Consider the following 12,470-nt stretch of genomic DNA (forward strand, 5'->3'; position numbering starts at 1 on the left):
AGTATGCTGGAATACTGTTCCGGGTAAACTACCAAAGAAAAAGAAGTTCAATGGAGGTACACTTATGCTCACTGTAATACATACCTTTGATGGCCCAGATACTGATCGAATATTGGGAGAAGTGCGATCAGGAATTCGCTCTTTCGAAGATATTGATGGGTTTAAATTTGCATCAGTCAATCAACAGCAAGATACCTCAGAAATTATGCTCTTTTCGAAATGGGAAAACCGCAATGCCTTTGAAAACTGGACTAACACCGTCGGAGAGAATAAAGCCTTTAAATCTTCAACTCCACAAATATTTGAGGTTCTCGAAGAAAAATATTAGCCTGTAGGTGTCAGGAGCAACCTGACACCTTTAATTTTACCCAAATTAAAGAGTTTCGGAGGCAATTAGCTCCTTAAAGGATATTTCGAGTCGTCTCATCACAGAATTTTCAGAACCAGGGGAAGAAACGTCAAAAGCAGCGTGATCTACAGATCTCACCGGCATAATCCCCATCAGGGCATTGGTCATAAAAATTTCGGCAGCGGACAGAAGGTCTGATATGGTGTAAAACCCTTCTTCAACAGGGATGTCGAGCTTATGAGCTAGTTCTAAAATAAGCTGACGGCGAGTACCGGGCAAACACCCGCTAGAGAGCGACGGGGTAAAAAGTTTGCCTCTATTTATGAAAAAAAGATTGCTCATTGTACCTTCGGCAAGGTAACCCTGAGAATTAAGCCATATACCTTCGTCAGCCCCAAACTTAGAAGCATCCTCTTTAGCTAAAATGTTTTCTATATAATTAGTAGATTTCACGGAAACTAGAGGAGAATGTTCGTTACGTGGGTTGGGCAAAAGGTGAAGATTGATTCCCGTATGATATTGTTCAGAAAAGTAAGGTAGGGGTCTCACATTAAAAAAGAGTTGGGATGGAAGGTTGATTGTTGGAGATCCTCCGCTAAGTGTTACTCGAAGAGCGTAGGGGGTGGAATCCGGAGTTTGACGAAGAAATTCTCGTAGGGACTCGATCCATTCGTCTTTTTTAGGGAGTTTGAGATTTAATAATTTCGCTCCTTGGCACATGCGATCCCAATGAAGGTCTAGAAAGAGGGGTCCCGTTTCCTGAACCAAAAGTGTTTCGAAAATTCCAAACCCAAACAAGGCTAATCGATCAAGAGCGGATATTGATTTACTGGGGATCATATAATTTTCCTTCCAAAACCCTGAATAGGGCTTTTGCTTTATCAAGTGTCTCTTTGTACTCATCTTCAGGTAAGGAATCCGCTACGATACCTCCGCCAGCATGAACAAAAGCTTTTCCATGCTTCAAGATGATCGTACGAATCACAATATTTAAATCCCAAGCACCATCAAAACCTATATAGCCAATACTTCCTGTGTAAATTCCACGGCGGTAAGGTTCCAATTCATCGATAATTTCCATAGCTCTAATTTTTGGAGCTCCTGTAATAGATCCGCCTGGAAAAACAGCTTGTAAAACAGCGCTGGGCAGAAGCCCTTTATGAAGCTGACCGGTGATGGTCGAGGCGAGATGCCAAACCGTCGGATATTTTTCCAGGGATATTAGATCAGGAACTTTAACGCTTCCGAATTCACAAATACGTCCCAAATCGTTACGCTCTAAATCAATAATCATAGTCAATTCGGCACGGTCTTTTAGGCTGTTCTGAAGGGCAAGAGCCTGAGATTCATCATCAATCGGTGACATTTCGCGTGGTCGAGTTCCCTTTATTGGTCGAGTTTCAATGTGGCCGTTCTTCTTAATGCGAATGAATCGTTCGGGGGAACTGCAAAGTACTTGAAAGTCATCATAAGGAAGAAAAGCGGCAAAAGGCGCAGGATTCTGACGATGTAATTTCGTATAGAGTTCCCAGGCATCGCCATCCCAAGCCATGGAAAATCGTTGGGTGAGGTTAGCTTGGTAAATATCCCCGGCGTAAATGTACTCAATGACCCGTTTTAAATCTCGAATATAATTCTCTTTTGAGACTGAAGGGTGGATAAGGGAAGGGGTTTGGCTTCCTAAAGGGAAGGGTTCCGGTAGTTTTATCTGCGCCTGAAGTATATAAGAGTTGAGAAGCTGTTCTAAATGTCGAATACGAGCGTGGGCCAAATCAGCCTGGCAAGTTCCAGTTTCGTCCATCCCGCAGGCGACAAGCCAGTAGTTCTTTTGGCGGTGATCATAAACTAAAATTCCATCGTACCAAGCAAAACGCCATAGAGGCAATCCTAAGTCATCCTCTGAGAGGTACGGCAACTGCTCGATTTCGTTTTTAAGATCATAGCTAATAAAACCGACGGCTCCCCCGGAAAAGGGAAAAGGAGCATTAGAGACATGGTATTTGCAAAACGATTTATCGAGAAAGTCAAAACTTCCAGAGGATTGTGAAGGGTTAATATCTTTTTGCAAGCGATTTGGCTGGTAAATTTCAAGCTTATCAGGATAGGCTGTGGCCTCTAAAAATGGGGAAGCCCCCATAAAAGAATAGCAGCCAAGTTCTTCATAATCGTTGCCGCTATCAAGAAAAAAGGGAGAGGGCTCTTCTTTAAACGCTTGAAACAAGTCAGAAGGTGGAAAAGAAATACTTAAAGGTTTTACAATCCATTCTGAGGGCCGGTTCAATGTTTTCCACATCACTGCCTGATCAAGAGCATTTTTCAAAAGTTGGCGGCCTGAATGTGTAAGGATTGCTTCAGGATGAAACTGAATCCCTTCGACCGGCATGCCTACGTGACGGACCCCCATGATTTCGCCGTCCTCAGTCTCGGCGCTTATGATCAATTCTTCAGGAAGGGATGATCGTTCGATGATTAAAGAGTGATACCTTGTTACCACTAGTGGGTTCGGCAAATCAGTGAAGACTCCAAGACCATCATGGCGGATAGATTCAGTTTTGCCATGAATCGGCCGCTTTGCCCGTACTATGTTCCCGCCAAAAAGTTGACCAATGGCTTGATGTCCAAGACATACTCCCAGAATAGGTATTTTTCCTTTAAAATGATCGATGATAGCTAAAGAAAGCGGGGATTCCGAGGGGGTGCAGGGACCTGGAGAGATCACAATGAGATCAGGATGTAATTCTTCGATTTCAATCAAAGTACATGTATCTTGGCGCTTGACAACGATATCTTCACCTAGTTCGCCAAAGTATTGGTAAAGGTTATACGTAAAAGAATCGTAGTTGTCCAACATAAATATCATGGTTAATTCCCCTTAAGTTTAGCCTCACTACGCTGATCAGACTAGCTTGTACGAATCATAAGCCGCTAATCGGAATTATGTAGCATTTTGATGAGTTCCTCAAAAGCTGGTTGAAGGTTAGGATCGTTAATTCCTTGCAAGACCAAGGTACGATTAATAGTAACTTGTCCTACATTAGCCCCTTCAACTTCTATTTGGAGTGATTGAACATCAAGGGTAAGAACATGCCCATCGACGACAAAGGACATTCGTTTTGGTTGGGGATAATTGGCTTGCAAACTGACAGTTGTTGTTGGTGGTGGATCTGACTTGGCTAACTCTTGGGGGCTAGGGGTGTGTAAATCACTTAAAACAAAGGAAGATTCTAAAAGTAATTTTTGCATAACAGCCATGTTCGCATTCCAAGGTAATTGAACTAATTCAGATTGAGTCATACCGGAAGGGGAAACAGTAAGAATTACGTAGGAGCCGTCTTGTGTTAGATAAGGTTTATCAGAGCATCCGCCAAGGAACAAACTTGAGCATAAAACAATTAAGCTGAGTGCCAATGTTGAAAATGTTCGTCTCAACAACAATGGGGTAGCCTTCTTCCTTAAACAAGATTGTCTACACATATCTTCTGATTTCTCAATACTATTATTCGCTGCTCAATCCATAAATCCTGCTTTTTCGTTGCTTCCTTCCTCAGGATTGGGTACAATGGCTCAAGAGAGGGGTCAACGGTATTGCGCAAAGACATCGTTTTTTTAACTATGGTGACGACGTTTCTTGAGGGCAAGGAGGAAGATATCTTAGAATTCGCCGCCCTGCGAATACATGATGGACAATTTCAAAAATCATGTTTCTTTCTTGTACGCCCAGAACAAGCTTACAAAATAGAAGCCCATTCCAGTATACTAGCCGAAGATTCAATTTGTGCATTACGGTATTTAGAGCATCGTCAAGAAATATTAGATTTTTTTGAGGATGCTGTTTTGGTTAGTCATCAGGGTGCATCCTATCTGCAAATATTAGAGAGAATATTAGGTACATCCTTTCGGTATACATCTTGGGATACGCAGGAATTGGCTCAAATTTTATTTCCGACGATGCATCATTATCAGTTGTCCTATTTGACCGAGAAACTTAATCTAGTCGGTGAGGAAGAACCGAGTGTTCATCTCTCGGAGCGAAAAGCCTACTTAACCTGGAAGCTTTTCGAAGCTTGTCAAAACAAAGGTTTGGGATTCGATCTTAGTTTCTTCGATCAGGCTCAGGGTTTTCTGGAAGGCTGGTCGGGAAAAAGTTTTTTTGATGATTTACGCCGGGAAATAATACGTCAATTTCCGGACCGCCGAATTCAGACGGATCTCGTTCTTTCAGCATTGTCCGAAGGGTTATTTGTTCAGGGACAAACTTCAGCTCAGAAAATACCGGATTCCATAAATTGGGTCATCGAAAGCTTTTCTGAAGGAGGAATTCTTGAACAATCCTTGCCAGGGTATGAATGCCGCCGTGGTCAGACAAAAATGGCTCAGCTTATTGCTGAAGGTCTCACATCTGCTCAGCATATTGTTGTTGAGGCTGGGACAGGGACGGGAAAGTCCTTTGCCTATTTAATCCCAAGTTTATGGTATGCTCGAAAAACTGGACGAAAGGTTGTTGTTGCCACCCACACAATACCTCTTCAAGAGCAGCTGCAGAAAAAAGATATCCCGATGCTTGACAAAGCTCTTCCTTTTTCGTTTCGCACCTCAGTTTTGAAAGGCAAAGGTAATTATTGTTGTCTGAAACGATGGCTTAGCTGCTTGACGAATCCTCATGAAATTGTCAGCCAAGAGCAAAAACTTGCAGTTTTAAGTACCTTGATCTGGCTGAGAGAAACACAAACAGGGGATATCCAGGAGCTTTCCAAAGTGCCGGGGTTAATGGCGGTCTGGCCGAGCTTAAGTGCGGATAATGAGTTGTGCAATCCAAGCAAATGTTCGAAATCAGGGGTCTGTTTTCTGCTTAGAGCACGTAAAAAGGCCGAAGAAGCAGATGTCTTAATCGTAAATCATTCGTTATTGTTTTCAGATCTGAAGACAGATTATAATGTTTTGCCGGAATATCATCAATTAGTGATCGATGAGGCTCATCAGATATACCAAACGGCACTTCAAAATTTAGGCTCCGAACTATGTTTCGAGGCGCTCTCGCGGACTATTGATACTATTTATCGGCAGTCCGGAGCAAACTTTTACGGAACAACAAAACTTCGAGTAGAGCCGCTTCGCTTTAGTGTTCCCGCAGTCCCCTGGGACACATTCGCTCAGCGTCTGGATAATATTCCGGAGCTGTGTCTTAAAGTATTAGAACAAGCGAAAGAACTGTTTCAGTTATTAGAGGATCTTCTAGGATTAGATCGTACCTTCCGTTTTGTTGCCAGTCATACAAATCTTCCTTGGTGGGGACCACTTGTTATTCAATTTGAAAATTTATTAGGACGCCTTAAATCCCTAGTCACCGTCTTACAAAGCTTAACGAGTGCTTTAAGCGGAGAAGAGGCTGATGAAGTTGAAGAGCTAAGGTATGTTATCAACACTCATCAAAGAGAACTGCAAGAAATTCAAGATACTCTTGTCCTGGCGATTAACGTTACTGATCCCAAACAAGTAACTTGGTTAGAACGAAGTTCGCGGCTTTACTTGAAATCTTCTCCCCTTGAAGTGAATGAAATTTTAAAGGAAAAAATATTTTCACGCCTTAATACGGTCATTTTAACCTCTGCAACGTTAAGTATTGCCAATTCATTTAACCATTTTCTTCAAGATATCGGCTTGCCATTAACAACAAAAACGGCCGTGGTAGATTCTCCCTTTAATTTTGATGCCCAGATGCGATTTTTTATCCTGAACAAAGGTATCAACTCTGCCCGTTCTGATGAGGAAAGAGTCGGAGCTTTATCTGAATTGATCTTCAACGTTGCCGAGCGCATGCAAGGGCGCACTTTGGTCTTGTTTACAGCACACAAATTATTACGAGAGACCTACGCGGATTTAAAGCCTCGCTTGACAAAGATTAATATAGATACGTTAGCCCAAGGGGTCCAAGGAGAACGAACTACATTACTGGAAGCTTTTAAAAGAAATCCTAAAAGTGTCTTACTGGGAGCTAATAGTTTTTGGGAGGGAATTGACATTCCTGGTGAGACGCTGTCCTGTGTTATTTTAGTTAAATTACCGTTCTGGCCTCCTTCACTCCCTTTAATCGAAGCTCGTTCAGAATTCTTGAAATCTCAAGGGCGTGATCCTTTCCGAGAGTTTCTTTTGCCAGAAGCAGTTATCCGTTTCAAACAAGGATTTGGGCGGCTAATCCGGTCGAAAGAGGATCGAGGATTCGTAATTTTGCTGGATGATCGGGTCATAGGCAAATATTACGGTCGGTATTTTCTAAGCTCTTTACCCATCCAAACTCATTATAGGGCGGATGATAGACAACTTTTCCAGAAAATTAATGATTGGAAGTTTAGGGAATTGATCTGATATAGGTGCTTTAATAATCGTCATAAAAATGGTAAACTAGAGAAAATCGAGAGGAGGTTACTTTTTCGGTGAAACAATATCCCATTTCATGCGATGGTTGGGTTATAGGGAGAGTGAGTAAAGAATGAGTGGAAGACCGATTCCCGCTCGAATGATCCCGAGCATGTTTACTTTGGCAAATCTGCTCTTCGGTTTTCTTGCCTTAGTATGGGTGCTGGAGGGAAATTTTGATTTAGCCTCAGCCATGATTTTACTCTCTGTACTCATGGATAGTTTAGATGGTAAAGTTGCTCGCAGACTTTCAGTAAGTTCAGATTTCGGCAAAGAGCTTGACTCGCTAAGTGACCTAGTCTCTTTCGGTGTTGCTCCGGCTATCCTAACGTATCAAGCCACTCTCCAACCGCTTCAGCCTGAATCTATGAAGTATATCGGCTTGGGGATTGCAGTGGTTTTTGCCTTATGTGGAGCAGTTCGTTTAGCACGTTTTAATATGCTTAACATCACAACCTATTTCGTCGGAGTTCCTATTACGTTTGCTGGGGGTTTCATGGCCTTATTAATGTTTCTGCGCAGCATGCTGCCGTGGTATGTCTATCCATTGAGTATGGTGATTCTTGCTTTTCTAATGGTTTCTACGTTTAAAGTCCCTAAGCTTGGCAAATAGAGCTCGCCTTCCGGAATTATTGCTTAATTTTATAAATAATTTGCAAAAACGAGCAGGAAAGAATAGCCTTTCCTGCTCGTTTTTGCACCCCTTAAGAGGGTCTGGCATATAGTATGGCACAGGACTGTGAACACTAAGGAGGAAGCATTTAATGGATAGTCAACATGTTAGTTGGAATAATGTGGGATTGCGTATGGTTCAAGGTCTAACGACGACGATCGATGTAGTACGCCAGCTTGATGTTCAAGAAGCTTCTTTGGTCATGCGTTTGCTTGGAAAAAGCTGCACACGGATGGTGAAAGATGGGGTAGGACATCAATTTGGAATCGCCCTTATTGAAACAAGCGCTCAATTGGCAATGAAAGAATCCTTAGTATTAGAAGATGTTCTCAAAGTCATTACCGGCATCATTGGCCGCCTATATTTCACAGCGAATACTGAGGAAGAACGTCAGCTGGTCGCTCAACTCGAAGAAGCAGTCAAGAATTACCAGGCGGTTTAGCTTGGCATTCGCAGCCTTGTAAGCATACATTACCATTAGGTGTGTTTAGAATCAAAAATGGAGGAGGAAACTTTAATGAGAATTTACTATGTACGATTGCCAGAGTTTGTACTTAATGTATTACGAAAAGTTTTTGGTTAAAGTGGAATGAAAAGGACATTTCCCTCCTAGAATGGTAGTAGAGACAAGCAAGGGAGGGAAACTATGCGTCACAGTCGTTATGTATGGATCTTGGGTTTATCGATCGTTTGTTTAGTTACCATTATTACCTTTCAAACTCCTCAAACTGTAATTACAACAATGGCAGATCCTCATTATCAAAAAGATTCAAGGACAACGATTCAGCATTTCTGGTCGCTTATGGATTTGCGTCAAACTGATCTTGCCAAAGAACTCCTGATGTTACCAGAGGGATCTTTGGATGATCAAGAGTTCAAAGCCTGGGAGGTTACGCTGAATAAAGACCCGTTGTTATCTTTGCAAAAAGTTGAGTTCTTGAATTCTGATCTGCCCAGTACCCAAGGAATCATTGTGCGAGTCTATTGGTCATCAGCGATTCAAAAAGCACAAAATGTTACGTATTTAATGAGCTTAAAATCCACTGAAAATGGGTGGCGTATTCAACAATTTAAGAGAATAAATTATCCCGCGGTGCCCTCTTGACTAATCTAGAAGTTATCGGTTACCAATTTGAAAATTGCATGGATTAAGAACACGGTCTTTCCCAGCTTTGGGTAGCGTGTTCTATTTTTTTGCCATGATGACTGAAAAATTCTCCGACCAGAAAAAACCGATTCTGAAATTTCCAGAACACATCGTTGTGATTCTTTAACTAAACTTATTAATAGAATACCTCGGAAATTACGGATCAAACAAAATGAAGAACTATTCAAAAATGCGTAAAAGTTTTTTGTATACATGCAGGTAATTTAATGAAAATGTAGAATACTAATGCTAATTCGGGATTCTCTAAATTATTAAGGAGGGCTAAGGAAAGTGAGAAAAAACAGAAGTCTTACGGCAGTAGTCGCTATAACCCTTATTTTAGGGTTAGTCCTAACGGGCTGTGGCACTGCCAGCAACAGTGGTAGCGGAGGAACTTCTGCTGCCAAGGAAATGAAAATGAGTTTTGCCCCAGGCGGCGAACCGAAAACTCTCGATCCTCAAATGTCAAATGGTATTCCTGAGGCTATCATGGAAATGGCTATGTTTGAAGGCATCATGCGTCTGGACAAAGATAATGTCCCCCAGTTGGCTGTTGCTGACAGTGTTGAGGTTTCCCCCGACGGTTTGAAATACACGATCAAATTGAAAGACACAAAATTCAGCAACGGAGATCCGCTGACTGCATCTGATTTCAAAGCTTCTTGGATGCATGCCCTTGATCCGGCTGCTGCTGCTGAGTATGCTTACCAATTGTACTATATCAAAAATGCTGAAGCTTATAACTCCAAAAAGGCTAAAGCCGAAGATGTCGGCATTAATGCGGTAGATCCGAAGACACTGGAAGTCACCTTGGAGGCTCCGTGTCCATATTTTAAATCCCTCTTGGCTTTCCCCACATATTTCCCTGTGGATCAAAAGAATGCCCAAGCGAATAAGAACTGGAATACAGATGCGGCAACCTTTGTCAGCAACGGCCCGTTCATGGTGAAGACCTGGAGCCACAATGACAAGATGGTTTTGGTGAAAAACCCTAACTATTACGATGCTGCCAACGTAAAATTAACCGAATTGGATTTCAATCTCGTTGAAGACGGCAAAGCAGCAACCACTGCCTTTGAAGCTGGACAATTGGACGGACACGATAACCTCGTTCCTGAAGATATCGTACGCTTCAAAAAAGATGGCACCTTAAAACAAGCTCCGATGCTGGGTACCTATTTCTATCGCTTCAATACCACCAAAAAACCCCTTAATGATCCTCGTGTGCGCCAAGCTTTGGCTATAGCTCTAGATCGTCAAGATCTTATTGACAATGTCTTTAAAGGCGGCCAAACCCCGGCCTTCGCTTTCGTACCCGGTGCGGTTCCTGACGCTACCCCAGGTAAAGATTTCCGTACTACTGGAGGAAATTTCTTCAAGGAAGACATTGCAAAGGCTAAACAACTTCTTGCCGATGCAGGTTATCCTGATGGTAAAAATTTCCCAAGTTTAACAATCCTTTACAATACCAACGGTACTCACCAACTACCTGCTCAAGCAATTCAGGATTACTGGCAAAAGAACCTTGGCATCACTGTTAAACTCCAAGGTCAAGAATGGGCGGTTTATCAACAAAGTGAGCAAGGTTTACAGTATGATATAGCTCGTGCTGGCTGGATTGGTGACTACGTTGATCCGATGACCTTTTTGGATGAGTTTGTAACGAATGGCGGCAATAACCAAACTGGTTGGTCCAACGCTGCTTATGACAAAGATATCGACACAGCTAAGAAGAGTGCTGATCAAACTGTACGTATGCAGGCTATGCACGATGCTGAGAAAATCCTCATGACTGAAATGCCTGTTATGCCGATTTATTTCTACGTACAAAACTATGTGTTAAAAGACAATATCAAAGGTGTCATAGTTTCCCCGCTTGGTTTCTTCGACTTCAAGAATGCCACAGTACAATAAAAAATCATAAAGTTTAAGCACGAAAGTTAAGGGGCAAGTTTCCAAAACTTGTCTCTTAACTATGCCTGCATGTTGTGCTAAAATTTTTCTATTAGGTCGAATTAAGGGGGAAGGTTATGGTACGGTATTTGTTAGGGCGAATTATTGCGGCGATTTTTGTAGTCTGGCTGGTTATTACCCTGACGTTTTTTTTAATGCACTCAATTCCTGGCGGCCCATTTTCTTCAGAAAAGGTTTTGCCACCGCAGGTTATGGCGAATATTAATGCTCGTTATCACTTAAATGATCCTTTGATCAAACAATACACAGATTATTTAAAAAATGTTGCTCATTTTGATTTTGGCCCAACGTTTAGGTATCAAGGGCGAACTGTTAATGACTTGTTCAAAGAAGGTTTGCCAAGAACTGCAACCTTAGGTTTGATGGCCACAATTTTGGCTTTGGTTTGCGGAACTGGTATGGGTGTTGCCGCTGCTTTAAGGCAAAATAAAGCTGTCGATTATGTTGCCACATTTTTGGCGACCATCGGAGTTTCGGTCCCGAGCTTTGTGATTGCGACTTTTTTGCAATACTACGTCGGTTTCAAACTTCACCTTTTCCCCCCCATTGGCTGGGGTGAACTTAAAAATGTTTTCTTGCCGGCCATTGCCTTAAGTGCTTACCCGGTGGCTCAGATCACACGCTTGACTAGGACAAGCATGCTGGACGTGCTGAACCAGGATTACATCAGGACCGCTAAGTCAAAAGGGTTGCCTGGTTATCTGATCGTGACTCGTCACGCCATGAGAAACGCCTTGATTCCCTTACTGACATTTTTTGGGCCATTTTTTGCATATATCTTAACTGGTAATTTTGTGGTGGAATATGTTTTCAATATTCCTGGTATTGGTCAATTCTTTGTCTCCAGTATTACGGCTCGTGATTACCCCGTGATCATGGGAACGACAATTCTCTTTGCCACTCTGCTGGTTGTCTTCAATTTGCTGGTAGACATTGCCTATACAATTGTTGACCCCCGCATCAAACTTACCGGACAAAAGGGGGCCTGAACATGAGTATACAAGCAGAGCCTTTTTCACCAGTACAACAAACTGCCAAAGCTGAAGTCATTAACCGCCCAAGTACGACCTTGTGGCAAGACGCCCGGCGCCGATTCCGCATGAATCCGTTGGCTATGGGCGGGTTGTTTGTGCTTATCCTGATCATCTTGTACGCTCTCCTTGGGCCGTTCCTTAGCCACTTTAACTATTACTCTAACGATCTTCATGCAACGTTGATACCACCTAGTTGGGCTCACCCCTTTGGTACGGATGAATTAGGTCGCGATATCTTGACGAGAACGATGTATGGAACAAGGATCTCTCTCGTTATTGGTTTTGGCTCGGTGCTGATCAATCTTACCATCGGGATCTTCTATGGAGGAATTTCTGGATATTTCGGTGGCAGAATTGATAATTTTATGCAGAGGCTGATCGACATCATCTTCAGTATTCCTGATCTGTTGTATGTTATCTTGTTAATGGTTACCCTCGGCGCAGGCTTGAAAAATATTTTTATCGTACTTGGCTTAGTGAACTGGGTACCCATGGCTCGGATCGTGAGAGGGCAAATTCTGGCTCTAAGAGAGCAAGAATTTGTTCTGGCAGCTCGGACTTTAGGAGCAAGTACCCGCAGGATTTTAATGAAGCATCTGTTGCCTAATAGTATTGGTCAGATCATCGTTGTGGCCGCTTTACAGGTACCGGCAGCAATCTTCATGGAAGCGTTTCTAAGTTTCATCGGATTAGGGATTCAGCCGCCACTCGTCAGCCTTGGTTATATGGCTGCCGAAGGCCGTGTGGATATTCCGGCCTATCCCTTTGCTTTGTTCTTCCCGGCAGTTTTGATTGCTATATTAATGCTGGCATTTAACTTTGTCGGCGACGGGTTGCGAGATGCTTTCGACCCGAAAATGCGTAAGTAAGGAGGAATTA

General features: G+C 42.6%; 11 protein-coding genes. 8 read left to right on the top strand and 3 right to left on the bottom strand.

Translation table 11 applies throughout. The features are described 5' to 3' along the window. Window positions 1–64 precede the first annotated feature (64 nt). Entirely contained in the window at window positions 65–328 is a 264-nt protein-coding gene (locus VZF35_RS22710; RefSeq protein WP_407308694.1) for an antibiotic biosynthesis monooxygenase, read from the top strand. Between the two features lie 45 nt (window positions 329–373). Here VZF35_RS22710 and VZF35_RS22715 read toward each other — a convergent pair whose 3' ends face one another. The 3 genes from VZF35_RS22715 to VZF35_RS22725 all read right to left on the bottom strand — a co-directional run bounded on the left by VZF35_RS22715 (window position 374) and on the right by VZF35_RS22725 (window position 3,643). Next, complete coding sequence (locus tag VZF35_RS22715; RefSeq protein WP_407308695.1) at window positions 374–1,189, bottom strand: aminotransferase class IV; 816 nt, start codon at window positions 1,187–1,189, stop codon at window positions 374–376. Further along, on the bottom strand, window positions 1,176–3,209 hold the full coding sequence (gene pabB / locus VZF35_RS22720) for an aminodeoxychorismate synthase component I (protein WP_407308696.1): 2,034 nt from the start codon (window positions 3,207–3,209) through the stop codon (window positions 1,176–1,178). Before pabB ends, VZF35_RS22715 begins: the two co-directional genes overlap by 14 nt. A 65-nt stretch (window positions 3,210–3,274) precedes the next feature. Then, window positions 3,275–3,643 carry a hypothetical protein gene (locus tag VZF35_RS22725; RefSeq protein WP_407308697.1) on the bottom strand — a complete coding sequence of 123 codons (369 nt, stop codon included), beginning with the start codon at window positions 3,641–3,643 and terminating at the stop codon, window positions 3,275–3,277. A 291-nt stretch (window positions 3,644–3,934) separates the two neighbouring features. Between VZF35_RS22725 and VZF35_RS22730 the strand changes: the two genes are divergently transcribed. The 7 genes from VZF35_RS22730 to VZF35_RS22760 all read left to right on the top strand — a co-directional run bounded on the left by VZF35_RS22730 (window position 3,935) and on the right by VZF35_RS22760 (window position 12,460). Further along, window positions 3,935–6,712, top strand: a complete 2,778-nt coding sequence (locus VZF35_RS22730; protein ID WP_407308698.1) for a helicase C-terminal domain-containing protein — start codon at window positions 3,935–3,937, stop codon at window positions 6,710–6,712. A gap of 124 nt (window positions 6,713–6,836) precedes the next feature. Beyond that, on the top strand, window positions 6,837–7,376 hold the full coding sequence (pssA, locus tag VZF35_RS22735) for a CDP-diacylglycerol--serine O-phosphatidyltransferase (protein ID WP_407308699.1): 540 nt from the start codon (window positions 6,837–6,839) through the stop codon (window positions 7,374–7,376). 151 nt (window positions 7,377–7,527) lie between these two features. Further along, window positions 7,528–7,878, top strand: coding sequence for a recombinase (locus VZF35_RS22740; RefSeq protein WP_407308700.1), 351 nt, complete (start codon window positions 7,528–7,530; stop codon window positions 7,876–7,878). Between the two features lie 204 nt (window positions 7,879–8,082). Further along, window positions 8,083–8,541: a hypothetical protein gene (locus VZF35_RS22745; protein WP_407308701.1), complete on the top strand. Its 459-nt coding sequence runs from the start codon at window positions 8,083–8,085 to the stop codon at window positions 8,539–8,541. A 333-nt stretch (window positions 8,542–8,874) separates the two neighbouring features. After that, window positions 8,875–10,497, top strand: a complete 1,623-nt coding sequence (locus VZF35_RS22750) for an ABC transporter substrate-binding protein (protein ID WP_407308702.1) — start codon at window positions 8,875–8,877, stop codon at window positions 10,495–10,497. A gap of 116 nt (window positions 10,498–10,613) precedes the next feature. After that, on the top strand, window positions 10,614–11,546 hold the full coding sequence (locus tag VZF35_RS22755; protein WP_407308703.1) for an ABC transporter permease: 933 nt from the start codon (window positions 10,614–10,616) through the stop codon (window positions 11,544–11,546). Window positions 11,547–11,548: 2 nt separating this feature from the next. After that, window positions 11,549–12,460, top strand: coding sequence for an ABC transporter permease (locus VZF35_RS22760; RefSeq protein ID WP_407308704.1), 912 nt, complete (start codon window positions 11,549–11,551; stop codon window positions 12,458–12,460). Window positions 12,461–12,470 lie beyond the last annotated feature (10 nt).

Origin of the sequence: Desulfosporosinus paludis (assembly GCF_045689965.1) — a bacterium.
GTDB lineage: Bacteria > Bacillota > Desulfitobacteriia > Desulfitobacteriales > Desulfitobacteriaceae > Desulfosporosinus > Desulfosporosinus paludis.

What these genes read in the sequence shown, in the direction of transcription:
- VZF35_RS22755 (WP_407308703.1), top strand. Translation starts at nt 10,614, where the DNA reads ATGGTACGGTATTTGTTAGGGCGAATTATTGCGGCGATTTTTGTAGTC.
- VZF35_RS22710 (WP_407308694.1), top strand. Translation starts at nt 65, where the DNA reads ATGCTCACTGTAATACATACCTTTGATGGCCCAGATACTGATCGAATA.
- VZF35_RS22740 (WP_407308700.1), top strand. Translation starts at nt 7,528, where the DNA reads ATGGATAGTCAACATGTTAGTTGGAATAATGTGGGATTGCGTATGGTT.
- VZF35_RS22760 (WP_407308704.1), top strand. Translation starts at nt 11,549, where the DNA reads ATGAGTATACAAGCAGAGCCTTTTTCACCAGTACAACAAACTGCCAAA.
- VZF35_RS22715 (WP_407308695.1), bottom strand. Translation starts at nt 1,189, where the DNA reads ATGATCCCCAGTAAATCAATATCCGCTCTTGATCGATTAGCCTTGTTT.
- VZF35_RS22725 (WP_407308697.1), bottom strand. Translation starts at nt 3,643, where the DNA reads ATGACTCAATCTGAATTAGTTCAATTACCTTGGAATGCGAACATGGCT.
- VZF35_RS22745 (WP_407308701.1), top strand. Translation starts at nt 8,083, where the DNA reads ATGCGTCACAGTCGTTATGTATGGATCTTGGGTTTATCGATCGTTTGT.
- pabB (WP_407308696.1), bottom strand. Translation starts at nt 3,209, where the DNA reads ATGATATTTATGTTGGACAACTACGATTCTTTTACGTATAACCTTTAC.
- pssA (WP_407308699.1), top strand. Translation starts at nt 6,837, where the DNA reads ATGAGTGGAAGACCGATTCCCGCTCGAATGATCCCGAGCATGTTTACT.